Origin of the sequence: Endobacterium panacihumi (assembly GCF_050847465.1) — a bacterium.
Lineage (GTDB): Bacteria > Pseudomonadota > Alphaproteobacteria > Rhizobiales > Rhizobiaceae > Neorhizobium > Neorhizobium panacihumi.
In genome coordinates this window covers 24,235-40,881 of sequence record NZ_JBOZRA010000011.1, presented here as the reverse complement: position 1 = coordinate 40,881, position 16,647 = coordinate 24,235, and the positions used below count along the sequence as shown (strand labels likewise).

The following is a 16,647-nucleotide window of genomic DNA, read 5'->3' as shown; positions in this document are numbered from 1 at the left end:
ATACCGGATTGTTGATGGATCTCAGGTCAGGGTGATTCGAAGATCTGCAGAGGTTTGAAACGACGAGCGGCGCCGTTCTCGTTCAATTTCCAGACCAACTCGGTCGCTTCGCCCGCGGTCTTCCCATGGTGGTCAATAAGCGCCTGCACAAGGAGCGCATACTCGTTGTGAATGTTGGTCGCGAATATCCCAGTATCGTCACTCCCCACACAGACGGTCGGCTTTGATCCCGTGGGTTCAGCCGCAACTCCCAGCCACCTGAAGATGTGGTGTTCTCTGTGGTCATTGTAGAGGCTAATTCGCACGTTGCTGGTGGGAAGGGTCTCGATCGCGACTCCCCTGTCGTTCAATCGTTCCAGCGCCATGTCTTGAAGAGTGATCAGAGCAGAAACTGGAAAGTAGCTGGTTTCAATCTCGATGGGCTTACAGACGTATTCGCTTTTGCGATGTCTTTGTCGAAACAGTTCGTAAGCCGCTGGGTGTTGCTCTGCCGCGCTCATTATTAATTCAAGCTCCGCGCGAACGGTGACATCCGTGACCTTTTGGGCAAAGCTTCTTGCTGCCTTAGCGACGAGGTGAGGTTCACGAAGCTCTCCGTATTCGCGCTCTAATCGCAGAACGGTGAGGATGTCCAGATGGCGCAAACACCACTCCTGGTGGAGGACTGCGATACTTTGTTCGCGACCATAGACCAGCGCCGACACGGTGCAGGCATCGTTATGGATACGCTGAACGAGCGCAGTATGCTCGCCGCGGCCAGCCAAGAATTTTCCGGCGAAGACAAGGTTATCGAGCCACTGAGACCGCGGCACTACGATCCGATCTCCGGTGCGATCAAGCCAGAGTTGCGGTGAAATGCCTAGCGCGGTGGCATGGCCAACTCTATCCCCTATGCGAAGCCCCAGAAACTCAACGGCTTCTACGGTCGCTCTGATGCCTGATACGATATGTAAGAAGTCTTCGCCAACGTGGTACGTGGAATGGTCGACGGCATCTCGTCGGAGTAGTCTGAAGGCTGGAGCGAAAGCCTCCGGCGGGGCATGCAATTCATTTGCAGCGGCATCAATACCGCGAATGAGCTGCCGAGCTACAGGGGATTTTTTGATGATATGCCTTAACAACCGCGCCTGGAGGAGAGCGTCGCTTCTTGCTTGACCATCGCGAGATTGGCTATATCGGCCGCTCTGTTTTCCGATGCGCTTTATGAAATGTGCCACTAATGCAAACTCTGTGTCTCGGCGGCCCCGCTTGAATCCTTTGCATTGTGTTTGGTCACATTGTCCCGAGACACACTGTGGAAGCCGGGCGGTACGATTCCACGATACTCGCTCACTACAGCCACGAAAATCGAGGTACCCGCTGACTATACGATCAAGAAGAACCATGATGTCATTTAGCGTCTTCTTCGGGGCAAAACGGCCCTCTAGGTGGGCAATATTAGTATACGGAGCCTTTCTATTTAGCTGACGGAAGCGCTGCGAATAGACACGCTCGAGCTTCTCTCGCGTTCCGACCACTGTGTACTTTTGGAATTGATCAAACCCCACCTCGTCTGCCTGCTGAACGGTGATTCTGGCGATCTGATTTAGCACTAGGAAGTTGAAATAGAGACCGAGGTTTATCAGGTCACGCGAGTGCTTTGGTCCCGTCGTCCAGCTCAGCATAGCTAAGTAGAGAAATGCCGCTTCATCGATGAGTGGTGGATTCTCAGCGTCACCAAAAGCAACGACGCCGGGATTTTTCGAAAGCGTGATGCCTTGAGTAAGGTCACAATCGTAGTCCGGTACACTCGCAGTCATCAGGCCGACCAACTGATGCGGAGTGATATTCAATCCGCTGTGGCCGAGAGCGATGTTGGCAACGACGTGCCTCACACGGCGAGCAGAGCGTAGACGACGATACAGTTCGTACGGACGGAGGTTGAACTCCATTTGGTCATAAAGTTCGTCTGGAAGACCCGATCCACGTCTCGCGGCCGAGAGTTCGGCGTGATAGAGCTTCGGAAATCGTACAGCGTCAAGCCAAACAATATCCAGTTCAGTCGACCCGTTCAGGTGCATGTGAAGTTCGTTCAGTCCTGTGATTTCTTCAAGGCGCTCAAGCTCCGGGAGGACTGGGCTTAATATGGCAGTGTCACCTATTTCCGCGTAGAGGAACCGACGCGGATCTATACCTAGAGCTGGACCTCGGCCCTCAAATATAAGGAACGCGACAATTACCGCGAGAGGCGAGATGCTTGGTAGCAGTCGTTGCCATTCTAGAAACTCCGAGGATCGGATTGCCAATCGACCCGCGCGCCTCTCTATAAACCGTTCTGCAAGCGCTTTTAGAACAATGGGGGTGAGATCACCGATTGTCTTAGCCTCGCCCAAGCGGTGATCCAAGTACCCTTTATAGAAGTGGTCAGGGCGGTACGGATCTGATCGCCTCTCAAATACGAAAATACGACGCAGTACCTCGTCGACTGAGGGAACTCGCCCTTGTGCCAAGTCGCCGAGTGACGGAAAATCCGCGAATACCTTCCTGTAGATAAGTGCACTCAAAATTCCGATCCTAGGCTGAAGGATTTGCCCGAGCAGAGGGGGGTTGACGTTTGCGCCAAGCGTCGGTGGTTTGCCGAAGTACTCTTCCGGCGGTGCGATCAAATTCTGAAGTGCCCTGCATCTGGACGGTATTCAGAAGGAAAAACAATCCATCGAAGGTAATCGGAGGCTCATCGGCCTTAGACGAACTAAAACGCGTAGCAAAAATGGAACTTGTAGCGTCTTCCGGAAGATAGGCTGACAGCCTGTCAGCGTAAAACTGATAAATACTATCATTTGGTTCCAGCCGGCGTGGTTTGTCGACCTCGTCATACTCCTCCCTTGCAAGGAAGAACCCCCACAAAGGGCATGAGAAAACCAAATCGAAGAACCTAAACTCTTTTGTATCACGGAACCCCGGAAGACCTTGATAGATCTCCCGCAGAAGCTGAACGAATACCTCCCCCGATCTAACTGGATTGCTTGCCGCTTTCGCGGGAGTTCGAGCGTTGGCTGAACGCATCAGCTCGTAGCCAAGAGCATGCAGAAATCCGATGATAGTCCGATGCATATAGATTCCGAGATAGCGGCTATCGCGGTGTTTGAGATCGTCGCGTATATTGGCAAATGTGTACGTGAACCGAGTCCACACACGGGCCAAAGTAACTGGCGCGAGCCCAAAATCTGCGCTTTGAACGCTATTTGAGCTCATCCATTTCAAAAGCGCTCTTTCAAGCTGGTGAGCTTCTTTCCTCGGGCCATCTGAATGGTCGGAGTCCGCGAAATCGTCCTGGTGTGAATCGAATTCTATATAGTTCTCGGAGTTAGCGCCGTCCAACGCAATCGGTGTTGGGTAGCTCCTGGCCTGGCTGCATTGGTTCACCAACTCAGTCAGCGCTTGGAGTTGACTCTTGTTTGGAGCGCGACCAATCTCCAAAGCATCTGCCATCAGGCCTAAGAGCCGTAGCACAGAGTAATTTCCTGACTCTGCCTGCTGCCCACTCACGATCCTACTAAGGGGAAGCATCGCTGCCCTGCTTGCGCTACCATTGAGACGCTGAGCAAGGTCCTCGATTCCATTCGCAAAGTACACCTGGAAAGCGGCTTCTGTCCCACGCCGAGAGCCGTACTGCCAACCGCCCGCGCAAAGCCGTGTGTGGAAGCCACGTAGCGCTGGAGGCAAACTCGAAAGGAGCCGACTAAAATCATCGCGGCTACCTGTAGCCATTGCTCGGAAGGCTTCTCGGTCAAAGCCGTTCTTGCTGCCATCGTACTCTAGGCCATAGAGTTCTCGCGCGGCTGCTCCAGTTTCCCGTATCCGCGCAAGTGGTACAGACGCGCCGCTTAATCGGATACCCCGTACCAACTGTTTCGTGCCTTCTCGGCCGCGTTCGGTCGCCTCCCATGAAGCTACTCGACTTGCGAATTGAACCGGGCTCTCTAGGGCAGTGGCGTTGACGTGGGTAATAAAGCTTTCGAGATCGCCGGTCGCTTCGGCTTCTGATCCACGATAGTGAATTTCACCACGGTCAAGTTTTTCTCTTACCAATGACACTTTGATCCAGTAGTCGATCATTTTTCCCGGCGAACGCTTGAAGACATCGAGTAGGGCAGCGCCCACGTACATCGCGGCAAGGTTTTTGTCCGCCTCGGCGCCGTCCGGGTAGCACCTCGCCAGCGGGAGCCATAGGCGCGACTTTGTCAACCAATGAGTCAGTGATGGAATAAGGGCGTTTGGATTCGGATTTCTGGTGTCGCTCACATCCAGGCCAAGTGACGTCACTGCTGTCCAAGAGATATGCCTTAACGTATCGAGAGCGATTGGCCGACCGTTGCCCGCGCCTTGATCGCGGCTAGCTCCGGATAACAGCTGAAGAGCACTTCTCGTCGGAAGTCGAAGTATTTGCTGCCTATAGAGTGTTACGTCTTTCGGAGTATTTATGCCAAACACCTCGGACACGACTTTGGTGAGGAAATGCCGCTCGCTTATTAAGCCCTCGATGTTGTCACCACGAAAAGCTAGGCCCACGCCATCAGCATGGAACTCTAGATTTCTCAGCTCTATTCGGTTCTCAGGTCGGGCTATCTTTACGAGATACTGGTCTTGAAGAGAATCGACCATCCGGCTGATTTTGGAAATTATCGCCGCGTCCCCATCGATCTTTGATCGCATCTCCTCGGCTCTTAGGAACGAGGGGTTCATCTGCTCCCACTGCTGACGCCGGACGAGTAAGGTATACAGGTCTAAATCGCCTGAGAGAATAATTCTCAACTGCGACGTTGCTAGATACTTCCGTAGAGCCTCAAGCACCGGCCACCCACGTTCAAACCAAGTGTCAACGTCATCAATGGCAAGCACAAACGCGTCGCAACCAACATATGAGACGGCACTGGAAATGAACTGACGGAAGCGCAATTCAAAATCATGAGCAGCCGCGGCGTTTTCCAGGCCCTCGTCTAGGACGAAATCCGGATCGACCCAATCTTTTCCCCCGTAGAGCTGTTCTCCTATGCCATCCAGGAGGTAGAGCCCTTGAGCTAATTTTCGGAGCGCTCCCTCAACTTGCCGATACTCATCGTTTGCATCGACGATGTTTCTTCTGCGGTGCAGGACGGCCTTTCTGATCTTCTCGATGATGACGACGATAATGTTTTGCTTGGATTCTATCAGTGTCGGGTCAATTATTCCCAAGCTGTAAAGCTCTGGAACGGCGGATCTCGGTGTCGATACGCTCTCGACGTAGGATTTGTAGCTTTGGTCGACAATTGCCGACAGGATCTGCGTAAGAAACGTTGTTTTTCCCTCACCGCGCCGCGCGGTGACGAGCAGAGCATCGTGGCGCCGGTCAGTCAGGACGTCGAGTTCCGACGGTCTGTCGGCAGACGTTTTGGTGCGTGGCGGCTTGCTGATATCCTTGATCAAGCAACGAAATACTTGCTCACGCGCCTCAATTTGAATGAAGCCGTCTGAAGAGGAAGCCATCGATGGGTTATCGATAACGTTCAAGTCAATTGTGATAACGTCCGGCAAAGCTCACCTATGCGAAAATGACTTCCAATAGCAGACTGTCGCTACGTAGCGTTGAATGAGTTAAGAATCGGCAACCAACTTGTTTGTTTGATCTCGATTTTGGCTCACCGTAAATGTGAGCCAATTGGACCGCTGTGTACCGAGCTTTAGACGCGGCGCTAACGGGTTGAGCAATTGACGCACGCGCGTAAAGGTCAGATCTCGATCTCGCTCTCGGCAGCGATCTCGCTTTCGATCCGAGCCTTTGCGGTGATGACGGCGCTATAGAGATCGACATTGACCCCTGGCGCCTTCAAGGTCACGACAAGAGCGTATCGCGTTTTGCGATTAACGATCTCTTTTGAAGCTCGATTGCGCCACCATCCCACAACGGGCTTTACGCAGAGCAGCTCTCGACTGAGGAGCTCGATCGCTGGACCAGTCCAGATATCGCAATGCAACGAGCCTGAGGAAATGCTACTTGGACCAAAAACCCATCTCGCGTCATCAGGATGAGGTGGCGGCCTCAGGCCGTCTTCTCGTTCCGCGGCATTCACGCGTTGCTTAAACCGGGCCGGCAGCTCGCCGCGTCGTTGCAGGTCGAAGCGAAGGCCATAAGACTGATATCGCTGGGGGTCGACATTTGCCGAAAATCCTGGGTTCGGCTCGATAAAATATGAAACCGTGACCTTCAGTTCAACTATAGTGTTTTGCAACTGCTCCAAAACCGAAGCCGGAAGGGGAAGCCTGTAATAGTGGCATTCGTTGAACTCCCGCTTGCCTTTCAATCTAAAGGGCTGGATTTCTGCTTGAGCGATCAGCGCCAAATGGTCACTAGCTGAGGCAGCGGCCCGATCGTAATCAGGCACGCCATAGCCGAAACGGCGAACGAGAGGATATCGGTCCTTCTTTCCGGCGGGGCTGTTTAGCTGCGCCAACATGGGCTCGGTCCATTCGGCGCTATGCACTACAAGGGCACGCACCGTTTCTGGCCAATAGCTGGGATTGTTGGCCGTCAATCGCGCAACGATCCGCGCTGCCTGTGCGGTCGCCGCACTTGTCGCTTGAAAGGCTGTCAACGTGTCTGCGCCAGGCGTCGACGACGTGGTCAAGAGCGATAACGAATCGAGGGTCAAAACCTCACGTTTGGCTGGGCTGACCGCACGATTACCGGCTTCAAGAACCACCTCCGGCTTGATTGGCGCCCGGGAGTGACCCCAGTTCACGCTCGTACGGCTGTGGGGGCTCAGTTCACCGGCCCCGGCAAGGCTCGACCATGTCTCATATCCAGCGTCCGCGATCGTCGTGAGATCCGTATAGCCACCGACTGTAAGTGCGTTCCAGGCTTGGCTCGGATCTTCAGCCGGAAAGTCGTCCGTTTCGGGCAGGCGTGAGTATTCAATCTCCGGTGGGACGTTTCCAGCGGAGACGACAAACATCCGCTTTGGTGCGTCGTCGTCATCGGCATTCATGGCGCCGGCGGCGGCTTGGTCGATCGCAGCGCTCCAGGTCGAGGGCCGAGCGCCTGTGATGTTCTGATTGGTCACGGCCATGCAAAAAACTCGGCTGCGATCTGGCGCGGTGATCTCTGCCAAAGAAACCGCCATCTGGGTGATGATCCCATAGGAATTCGGGTCATTCGGGTCGGCACCCGCCGGCGGAAGCAGCTTGACCGATTCCAGACGGTGCGTCAGTTGCCGAGACGATTGATCGGCTAGTGCCGATGTCAGGTCCCCATGGAGCGCCAGACCGGCCATCGCTGTCCCGTGGCTGTGGTGATCGTCTATACCCCATTCCGGATCAATGGCGTGCAGATCGGCCGTTGTGAGCGCCGGCTCAATCAGGGCGTGGCCACGATTGATGCCGGTATCCAGAATGCAGATCGCCGGAACCTCACTTCCGGGCCATGTGATACGCTCGGCAAGATCGTCGACCCACGCGTTCTGGCTATCTTTTGCATCTTCCAAAAAGAAAACAGGGGTGTCACTTGCTCGGCGAAGCTCGCTGACGACCGCTGTTGCAAAAGTCATCAGTTCTATCGCAGCGCGACGGGCAAGGACTGGAACGACTACGGCCTCGGGAAAGTAGAGACGGCGATCGCTTGCTGCCGCGCGCAGTCCGAGGCGTTCGCAGGCAGTCTCCAACGCCCCCTCGTTCTGCCGATGTGCCCAAACCGCCCACCACATGAGATGATGGGGATCTTCGGGTAGAGCGGCTGGATCGTCTGTCCAAAACACCTCAAGACGCGCTCGTCTAATTTCCTCAATCTTTTCGACCCGCGCCGAATGTGGTGGATTCCCGGCAACCGCTGACAATGGACCGTGTAGATAGTCGTCAAGGATCTGTTTCAGTGCTTCCTGCGAAGCATCTGGAACGTAGAGCGCGACTGTGCGAACGTTATTTGCGTCTTTGGTGGCGCCAGGACGTATGCCTTTCTTCTTCCACAAAAGGGCCTGGTCCACGTTACTACCGGCGCGCAGCTCAACTTCTATGTAACCACCGTCCGCTGGCTGCAGACGAGGATCATTGCCTCTGAGTTCTGTGATTGCCGCGAGTGCGACATCTAGCTCGTGCGCGAGCTTGCGGCCGTGCTCTGCTCGGATGCGCGGTGTGCTCGAGCCTCCGCTGCCTGTACCGCTATAAGGGCTTGCGGAAAGAAGGGCCGAAACATCGATGTGAGGAAGCGTGAATCGGCCAGCCATGCTTAATCAGGACGCCTTTCATCGAGGAATGCCTCACGCATATCCCGTCTTTGGTTGAGCCGCAGCAAGACGTCGTCGGTCGCGATAGACTTCCTCTCGTCTAGAATTGCCGTCTTGACAGCATCGTCTGTGGCTCGAACGATTTCAGACTGGCTAAGGCCGTCGGCGGCCTTAACGATTTTCGACCACCCAAGCCGCGCAGACGACATCGGTTTGAGGTTATTGGCGATAATGCGCTTGATCTGATCGGCCGTAGGGGCTTCGAACTCAAGGACAAGGTCGTATCGACGCAGCAAAGCACGGTCGAGAAGGGATGGATGATTGGTGGAGCAGACGATCAGGCTGTCGGTGGAGTTTCCCTCTTCCATGAACTGCAGGAAGGAATTGAGGACGCGCCGCATCTCTGCGACATCGTTGGAAGCCGTTCTGTTCGCACCAACAGCATCGAACTCATCAAATAAATAGACGCCTCTGCGGCGCGCCGTTTCATCGAAGACCAGTCGCAGTTTAGCTGCTGTCTCACCCATGTATCGGGTGATCAGACCCTCGAGCCGGATAACATAGAAGGGGATCTTGAGCTCGCCCGCGATTGCTTCAGCGGACATCGTCTTACCCGAGCCGGGCGGTCCTACGAAGAGCACCCGACGATTGGGGGTGCGGCCATGCTCTCGAAGCCAGTCGCGCTTCCGCTGCTGACGGATCATGTCGGCGAGATTGTCGAGTAGCGGCTGCGCTAGAACCATATCGCTTAGCGTAAAGCGCGGCTCCCTCAGTTCCAGTAGGCCCTCAAGGTCGCCTCTAGGGGCACCAAGCGGGATCGCGACGCTGGCGCCACGAGATCGACGAGCCCGCGCTTTATCGACTTCGGCTCGCATTTCCTCTGCAGTTGTCTTGTGGCCTTGTCGCGCTTCTGAAGCCGCGATCTGGAGGGCAATCGAGAAAAACAGGTCGTCGTCGCCCTCGGCGCGGCTTCTCAGCATGGCAAGGATTTGCTTGGCGTTCGACACGGTCTTCTCTCTTTGTTAAGCCATCCTATTACAGATGGGGGCGACAAGATAAGATAGTAGCGCAAGTCGTCCACATCGACTTTATGCTTGGAAACCACCAACGGTTCCTTACCTCGGCCGGCTACAGCACGCGGAAACTGCAGTTTTCAATCCACCGAAACACTATCGAGCAAGAACATAAAGGGAACATCGGTGCCTTGCAAGTAAAGAGGGCACAGGCAGGATAGATCGGGTGTCGGGCTGGTTATTGCTGGAAATTCGCCCGCAGTGAAGCGTTTCCATACGACACCGAGACCGCTATCTCGAAAGCGCTCCATGGAGGCGCGTAATGCCTCGACGGGGTTTCGCCTTATTTAACCGAAGCAATCTTAGATACTTAGCAGATCTGAGCCGTTGGTCGTGGGTTCGAGTTCCTTCAAGACCACATAATTTATAGGAGCATAGCTGCCGCTTCATCCAGTACCCAATTAACATTGCCATGAGCGGCAAGGTGCGAAGCCGGGCATGCATCATCCGGGGTTTCCCGCAGGCTTCGACGCACGGCTTCAGCCTTGGCCTCGCCAGTCGCCAAGATCACGATTTCGCGGGCATCCAGAATATCGGCAATGCCCATGGTGATCGCATGGGTGGGCACGTTCTCAAGTTCGATCAGCGTTGGCTGGTTGGCTTCCAGCGTCTTCTGCGACAGCTCAACGACGCGCACCCGGCTTGTCGATGACGAACCCGGCTCGTTGAAGCCGATATGCCCGTTTGTGCCGATGCCAAGCAATTGCTGGTCGATTGAGTGCTGCGCGAGCAATCCGGCATAACGTTCCGCTTCTGCGCTCTCATCCCTGGCGGCGCCGTCGATCAGATTGATCTTGCGGGGATCGAAACCGGCTTTGCCGAACAGTTCCCGATGCATATAGGACGCAAAGGAATCCGCATGCATGCCGGCGAGGCCGCAATATTCATCGAGATTGAATGTTGTCACCTCTGCAAAGGATATTTCTCCCTTGGCCACGGCAGCGAGAAGCCTCGCATAAACACGACGGGGCGTTTGGCCTGTCGCAAGGCCCAGCACCGACGCAGGCTTGACCCGAACCGTCGAGAGAATTTTCTCGGCGACAGCTGCGCTTGCGGCGTCCGCATCGGGCAGGACGGTAACGTTCAAAGCGCGACCGGACGCGTTCCGAGGATGATGATCCATCAGATTGAAACCTTGAAATATGGGATTGGAAATGCGACCAGCGTTTGCGCCGGCCGCTCAGAATATCAGATGTGGTCCTTGTCCATCGCTTCGAGAAGGGCGGCGATATAACCGTAGCAGAAGGCGAAGGCGACGCCGACCGGATCGCGGCCGGAAATGGTCGGAACGTGATCGGGCATGATCATGTATTTGTAGCCGACTTCCCTGTAGATCTTCAGCGAGCGGATCATGTCCATGTCGCCTTCTTCCGGGAAGGTTTCCATAAAGGATAGCTTGCCGCCGCGGATGTTGCGGTAGTGGACGTTGAAAATCTTTTCGCGGCTGCCGAACCAGCGGATGATGTCGTCGATTTCCTCGCGCGGATTGTCGAGCATTTCGCCGATCGAGCCCTGACAGAAATTCAAGCCGTGATACGGATTTTCGCGCATCTCAACGAATTTCTTCAGACCTTCGACAGTGCCGAGCACGCGGGTGACACCCTTGTAGCCCGGCGGAGTGTAGGGGTCGTGTGGGTGGCAGGCGAGGCGCACCTTGTTGCTTTCGGCAACCGGCACGACGCGCTCCAGAAAATAGTCGATACGTTCCCAGTTCTCATCTTCCGACAGCACGCCGGCAAGACCCGGGGCGGCATTATGGTCGGCCTTGTCCCAGCGCCATGCCTCGTTGAGCGAACCACCACGGCCGCGCTCCATTTCGGTGCGCGGAATGCCGATGATGTTGAGATTATACTTTGCAGCCGGAATGCCGGCCTTGCCGATGTTTTCGATCATCGTGCAGACGGCGTCGATCTGGCGATCGCGATCGGGGCCGCCCAGCAGGATATCCTGATAAGGCGTCTCTTCGATCGGTCGCGACGACATCGGCAACTGGATCATGTCCAGTGTCAGGCCAAAACTTTCGACCTTTTCGCGCTGGCGAAGAATATCGTCGAAGCTCCAGCTCGCCGGTTTTCCCGGCGGATCGGCGCAGACGTTCTTGATGCCGAGTTGCGCCCAGACACGAAATTCGTCGTCGTCGCGGGCATCCACCTGTGTTCCGAGATACATATTGGCCTCGTCATGTTTGTCGCTGTGAGTGAAAGCGGCTCCGCCGGAGCCACTGATTTTTCAGATTGCGCTCGCCTCGAAAAGCATGCGCGAATAATCGTGATGGGTGCGGCCCTGATAAAGGTCGTCCTTCGTCAGTTCATCAACAAAGACCCCGGCCTTCATGACCAGAACACGGTCGCACATATGGGCGATGACACCCAGATCGTGGCTGACGAGAACATAGGTCAGGTTGCGGCTTTCCTTGAGATCCGCCAGAAGATTGAGCACCTCCGCCTGAACCGAAACGTCGAGTGCCGATGTCGGTTCGTCGAGCAGGATGATTTCAGGTTCCAGCATCAAGGCACGGGCGATGGCCACGCGTTGGCGCTGACCGCCGGAAAGCTGATGCGGGAAACGATCGGCAAAAGCGGTCGGCAGGCCGACCTGTTCCAGAGCCGCTGCCACCTTGTCCCAGCCCTTGCCGCGATCCATGGCGCGGATCGGTTCAGCCAGAACGCGGCTGATACGGTGACGCGGGTGAATGGAACCATAGGGGTCCTGGAACACCATCTGGGTCAGCAGCATCTGTTCGCGGGTGCGGTCCTTGTCCACATCCGTTCCGGCGAGGTTGATTTTTCCCGTCCAGTGGCGGTCGAGACCGGCGAGCGAACGCAGAACGGTCGATTTGCCGCAACCGGATTCGCCGACGATGCCGAGCGTTTCACCCTTGGCAACCGAGAAGGACACGCCCTTGACGACCTGCTTGGCGGACGCGCCGCTTCCGAAGGAAACGGAAAGATCCTGAACGTCGATCATGGTCGTGCCTCCACCGCATCGATGGCGTTTCTGTCGAGGGTTTTGAGGCGCCGCACCGGTGCCTTCAGGTCCGGCATGGCGGCGATCAGACCGCGCGTATACGGGTGCTGAGCCTCTTCGAGGCTGGTCAGCGTTTCCACGACGCGACCCTTGTACATGACCATGATGCGTTCGCAGAAGGCAGCAACCATGCGGATGTCATGGCTGATCAGCATCAGGCCGGCATTGTTTTCACGCACGAGTTCATCGAGCAGCTTCAGCACGTCACCGCGAACAGACACGTCGAGCGCCGAGGTCGGTTCGTCGGCGATCACCATGCGCGGTTTTGCCAAAAGCATCATGGCGATCATCACGCGCTGGCCCATGCCGCCGGAAATCTGGTGCGGATAGAGCTTCATCGTCCGTTCGATATCGGCGATACGCACACGCTCCAGCATGGTCGCCGCCATCTTGTAGGCTTCGGCCTTGCCGACCTTGAGATGCAGGATCGCCGCTTCCGCCACCTGTTTGCCGATCGGCAGGACAGGGTTCAACGAATAACGCGGATCCTGCATGATCAGCGCCATGCGGTTGCCACGCAGCGAGCGCATCTGTTTTTCCTTGGCGGCAAGCAGCGGCATGCCGTCAAAGGTCAATGTGTCTGCGGTGACACGGCCGATCGGTGGCAGAAGCCGCATCACCGCACGACCGAGCGTTGATTTGCCCGAGCCGCTCTCGCCGACGATGCCGAGACGTTCGGCCTTCAGGTCGAAGCTGACGCCATCGACGGCGGGTTTCGCGTAGCGGCCAAAATGCACCGACAGGTTTTTGACCGAAAGAATGGTGTCTTGATCAGGAGCGTGCATGGCGGGGATCCAGAAGGTCGCGCAGCGTATCGCCGACAAGGTTGAAGGCAAGGCTGGTAATCAGGATGGCAAGGCCCGGCATGACCGCTACCCACCAGTGATCCAGCATGAACTTGCGTCCGCTCGAAATCATCGCGCCCCATTCCGGTGCCGGCGGCTGCGCGCCGAGCCCGAGGAAGCCCAGCGATGCCGCTGTCAGGATGATGCCGGCCATGTTGAGCGTCAGGCGCACGACAACAGAGGGAATGCACATCGGCGCGATGTAAAGGAAGAGCAGGCGCATCGGCGAGGCGCCGTAAAGCCGGGCCGCCGCAACGTAGTCGGTGTTGCGCACGATCAGTGCTTCGGCACGAGCAAGACGGGCAATCGCCGGCCAGCTGGTCAGCGATATCGCGATGACGGCCGTGCCTAGACCGGCACCCAATGCTGCCGCAAAGGCAAGCGCCAGGATCAGCGACGGAAAGGACAGGACGATATCGGTAAAGCGCATCAGGATCGCATCGGTGCGTCCACCCACGAAGCCGGAAACAACACCGACGATCAGGCCGATCGGTCCGACGATCAGGGTCACCGACATGATCGTCGAGATGGTGATGCGTGCGCCGTAGACCAGGCGCGAAAAGATATCGCGGCCAAACTCGTCGGTGCCGGCCAGATGCGAAAGGCTCGGAGGCAGAAAAGCCGCCTGCAGGTTTTGCACGGCCGGATCATAGGGTGCGATCAACGGTGCGAAAACGGCAAGCACAAGGAGAAGGAAGAGGACGAAGAAACCGCATAGGCCGACGGGCTCGCGCGACAGCTTTTCCCAAATAGGTGCAAGCGCCGAAAGGATGGCTGAACGCGGGCGGGTGACGGTTTCGGAAGAGGGGAGTTGAGCGCTCATTGCGTCACCTCGCGTGTGCGCGGATCGAGAACCAGATAGGCAAGATCCGAGATGAAGTTCAAGGCCATGAAGATGGCGCCAATGATGAGTGTGCCGGCGAGGATGGCGTTCATGTCGCCGATCATCAGGGCATTGGTCATGTATTGTCCGATGCCCGGCCAGGAGAAGACGATTTCCGTCACGACTGCGCCTTCCAGGAGGTTGCCGTAGGAAATCGCGAGCACGGTGACGAGCTGCACGGCGATATTGGGCAGAAGGTGGCCAACAACGATGCGGGCGCTGGATGCACCCTTGGCGCGGGCCGCCGTCACATAATCCTGGTTCAGCTGCTCAAGCGTGAAACTGCGGGTCATGCGGGTGATATAGGCCATCGCCGAATAGGCAAGGATACAGGCCGGCAGAATGATGTGGTGGACCGCATTCCAGAAGGTTTCGGTGTCGCCGACCAGAAGGCTGTCGATCAGAAGCAGACCTGTCTGCGGTTCGATCAGGCCGTCGAGATAGGTATCTACGCGGCCCGGTCCACCGACCCAGGCGAGGCCTGCGTAAAAGATCACCAAACCGACCACGCCGAACCAGAAGACCGGGATGGAGTGTCCGACCAACGAGATGACGCGGGCGAACTGGTCGATCCAGGTGTCGCGGTAGAAGGCAGCGACCATGCCGAGCGGCACGCCGATGACGGTGGAGATGATGACCGCGAGCGTCGCCAGCTCGAAGGTTGCCGGGAAAGCCTGCGCCAGATCCTTGGTGACCGGATTGCCGGTCAGGATCGCCGTGCCGAGATCGCCCTGCAGGAGCGAGGTCACATAGATCCAGAACTGCTGGTAGATGGGCAGATCGAGGCCGAGCTTCTGCCGCATCGCTTCGAATGCGGCAGGGTCCGCCAGCTCACCGACGATCGCGCCGACCGGATCGGTCGGGAGAACCCGGCCGATCACGAAGGTCACGACAAGCAGTGCGAACAGGCTGACCACCAGCTGTCCGAGCCGCCGCGCGACTTCCAAAAGGGTAAATTCCTTCATGACCGGCCGTCTCGCTTACTTCGCGTCAGTCTTGGTTACGTTCTCCAGTCGGTTCAGCGACCAGAGGTTCGTGGCATAGCCCTGAACGCCGGCGTTGAGAACGATCGGCGTGAAGGATTCGAACATCGGCAGCACGGCCGGCTTCTGGGCGATGAACATTTCCTGCAGCTGCTTGATCATCTCGGCGCGCTTGGCTTCGTCACGTTCGCTGTTGGCTTTGTTGCGCAGGTCGTTCAGTTCCGGGATGTCCCAGGCCGAACGCCAGACGAAGTTGCCGGCATTCTTGGCTTCCAGACGGTTGTCCGGGTTGGTGACGAAGTCGTTCATCGAGCCGAGCGCATTCGGCATGACGGCGGTTGCCTGCGGCAGAAGCAGATCGAAATCGCGGGCGCGGTGCGAAGCGACGATATCGGCGCCATTACCCTGCTTGATCTCGACCTTGATGCCGATCTGCGCAAGGTTTGCCTGAAGGGCGGTGGCGATATCGACGCGAGGCGCCTGGGCGATGGTCTTCAGCGTCAGCGAAAAACCGTCCGGGTAACCGGCCTTGGCCAGCATTTCCTTGGCCTTTTCCGGCTGCAGCGAATAGTCCGGGTTGGCGATTGCGCCCTTCCAGTCTTCCGGCACCGGCACGTTGCGCTGGCGGCCATAGGGGCCAAGAATGGTGTCGGCGATACCCTTGTAATCGATGCCGTAAGCGATCGCTTCACGAACCTGCGGGTTGGAAAGCGGCTCCTTGCCGGCATTCATGGCGAGAACGAAGAAGCCACCGATCTTGATCTGCTCGATCTTGAACTTCGTGTTGGTCATGAAGGACTTGACGTCGGGTGCGCTCAGCGCGTTGGCGATGTCGATATCGCCCCGCTCCAGCATCAGGCGTGCGGTCTGGCTTTCCGGCACGTGGCGCATGATGACGCGCGTCATGGTCGGTGCCTTGCCCCAATAGGACTTGTTGGCTTCGAGAATGACGGTTTCGTTTGGAACCCAGCGGCGCAGCACGAACGGACCGGAGCCGGCGGTGTTGGTGCGCAGCCACTCATTGCCGTAATCGTTGTTGTTGACGTGTTTCTGAACTTCGACGCTGTCGACCACGCTCGAAACGCCCATGGCGAGACGGTAGATCAGGTCTTCGGCGATGACGCGGTCGGTCAGGTCGATGCGGAACGTCTTGTCATCGACCGCCTTGGCGAGCGTCTCGATATTGTCGGCGGTGTAACCGGCGCTCTTCAGATACTGCGAGGCCGACTGGTTCAGCTTCAGCAGACGGGTCAGCGAGAAGACGACATCGTTTGCCGTGACCGGATTGCCGGAGGCAAATTCTGCATCGCGAAGATGGAAGGTTACACCCTTCTCGTCGACTTCCCAACGCTCGGCCAGCTGCGGCTTGACGGTATTGCCGTCGGCGTCATCGGAATAGACCAGACGGTCATAGGTGGCCGCCAGAATTTCCTGCGTTTTTGATTCCGTGCCCTGCTGCGGATCGACCGACAGGACCTGCGCTAGCGAAGTGCCGATCACCAGCTGGTTTTTCGGCGTTTCGGCCATGGCGGCCGGTGCCGTGGAAAGCGCGATGGCAAAAGCGACGCCGGTCAGCAGCTTCGAGCTGAAATGTTGCATGAA

General features: G+C 56.9%; 11 protein-coding genes. All 11 read right to left on the bottom strand.

Annotated features, from left to right (window positions below; all coding sequences use genetic code 11):
* Positions 1 to 26 precede the first annotated feature (26 nt).
* The gene (locus ACRQ1B_RS28050) at positions 27 to 2,060 is read right to left on the bottom strand and encodes a hypothetical protein (protein ID WP_432297548.1); all 2,034 of its coding nucleotides are present in this window, start codon (positions 2,058 to 2,060) and stop codon (positions 27 to 29) included.
* 493 nt (positions 2,061 to 2,553) lie between these two features.
* Positions 2,554 to 5,529 (bottom strand): hypothetical protein, encoded by a 2,976-nt coding sequence (locus tag ACRQ1B_RS28045; RefSeq protein WP_432297547.1) that lies wholly within the window; start codon positions 5,527 to 5,529, stop codon positions 2,554 to 2,556.
* A 218-nt stretch (positions 5,530 to 5,747) separates the two neighbouring features.
* Positions 5,748 to 8,234, bottom strand: coding sequence for a S8 family peptidase (locus ACRQ1B_RS28040; RefSeq protein ID WP_432297546.1), 2,487 nt, complete (start codon positions 8,232 to 8,234; stop codon positions 5,748 to 5,750).
* A 2-nt stretch (positions 8,235 to 8,236) separates the two neighbouring features.
* The gene (locus ACRQ1B_RS28035) at positions 8,237 to 9,241 is read right to left on the bottom strand and encodes an AAA family ATPase (RefSeq protein WP_432297545.1); all 1,005 of its coding nucleotides are present in this window, start codon (positions 9,239 to 9,241) and stop codon (positions 8,237 to 8,239) included.
* Between the two features lie 430 nt (positions 9,242 to 9,671).
* Entirely contained in the window at positions 9,672 to 10,430 is a 759-nt protein-coding gene (locus ACRQ1B_RS28030; RefSeq protein ID WP_432297544.1) for a glucosamine-6-phosphate deaminase, read from the bottom strand.
* 65 nt (positions 10,431 to 10,495) lie between these two features.
* Positions 10,496 to 11,476 carry a mannonate dehydratase gene (locus ACRQ1B_RS28025; protein ID WP_432297543.1) on the bottom strand — a complete coding sequence of 327 codons (981 nt, stop codon included), beginning with the start codon at positions 11,474 to 11,476 and terminating at the stop codon, positions 10,496 to 10,498.
* Between the two features lie 60 nt (positions 11,477 to 11,536).
* Positions 11,537 to 12,274 (bottom strand): ABC transporter ATP-binding protein, encoded by a 738-nt coding sequence (locus tag ACRQ1B_RS28020; protein ID WP_432297542.1) that lies wholly within the window; start codon positions 12,272 to 12,274, stop codon positions 11,537 to 11,539.
* Positions 12,271 to 13,119, bottom strand: coding sequence for an ABC transporter ATP-binding protein (locus tag ACRQ1B_RS28015; protein ID WP_432297541.1), 849 nt, complete (start codon positions 13,117 to 13,119; stop codon positions 12,271 to 12,273). Before ACRQ1B_RS28015 ends, ACRQ1B_RS28020 begins: the two co-directional genes overlap by 4 nt.
* Positions 13,106 to 14,002 carry an ABC transporter permease gene (locus tag ACRQ1B_RS28010; protein WP_432297540.1) on the bottom strand — a complete coding sequence of 299 codons (897 nt, stop codon included), beginning with the start codon at positions 14,000 to 14,002 and terminating at the stop codon, positions 13,106 to 13,108. Before ACRQ1B_RS28010 ends, ACRQ1B_RS28015 begins: the two co-directional genes overlap by 14 nt.
* Positions 13,999 to 15,027 (bottom strand): ABC transporter permease, encoded by a 1,029-nt coding sequence (locus ACRQ1B_RS28005; protein ID WP_432297538.1) that lies wholly within the window; start codon positions 15,025 to 15,027, stop codon positions 13,999 to 14,001. Before ACRQ1B_RS28005 ends, ACRQ1B_RS28010 begins: the two co-directional genes overlap by 4 nt.
* Positions 15,028 to 15,042: 15 nt before the next feature.
* On the bottom strand, positions 15,043 to 16,644 hold the full coding sequence (locus ACRQ1B_RS28000; protein ID WP_432297537.1) for an ABC transporter substrate-binding protein: 1,602 nt from the start codon (positions 16,642 to 16,644) through the stop codon (positions 15,043 to 15,045).
* Positions 16,645 to 16,647: the final 3 nt, after the last annotated feature.

Bases quoted from the DNA above. Each gene is read 5' to 3' on its own strand.
- ACRQ1B_RS28010 (WP_432297540.1), bottom strand. From the start codon at position 14,002: ATGAGCGCTCAACTCCCCTCTTCCGAAACCGTCACCCGCCCGCGTTCA.
- ACRQ1B_RS28040 (WP_432297546.1), bottom strand. From the start codon at position 8,234: ATGGCTGGCCGATTCACGCTTCCTCACATCGATGTTTCGGCCCTTCTT.
- ACRQ1B_RS28025 (WP_432297543.1), bottom strand. From the start codon at position 11,476: ATGTATCTCGGAACACAGGTGGATGCCCGCGACGACGACGAATTTCGT.
- ACRQ1B_RS28050 (WP_432297548.1), bottom strand. From the start codon at position 2,060: ATGCACCTGAACGGGTCGACTGAACTGGATATTGTTTGGCTTGACGCT.
- ACRQ1B_RS28030 (WP_432297544.1), bottom strand. From the start codon at position 10,430: ATGGATCATCATCCTCGGAACGCGTCCGGTCGCGCTTTGAACGTTACC.
- ACRQ1B_RS28005 (WP_432297538.1), bottom strand. From the start codon at position 15,027: ATGAAGGAATTTACCCTTTTGGAAGTCGCGCGGCGGCTCGGACAGCTG.
- ACRQ1B_RS28020 (WP_432297542.1), bottom strand. From the start codon at position 12,274: ATGATCGACGTTCAGGATCTTTCCGTTTCCTTCGGAAGCGGCGCGTCC.
- ACRQ1B_RS28015 (WP_432297541.1), bottom strand. From the start codon at position 13,119: ATGCACGCTCCTGATCAAGACACCATTCTTTCGGTCAAAAACCTGTCG.
- ACRQ1B_RS28000 (WP_432297537.1), bottom strand. From the start codon at position 16,644: ATGCAACATTTCAGCTCGAAGCTGCTGACCGGCGTCGCTTTTGCCATC.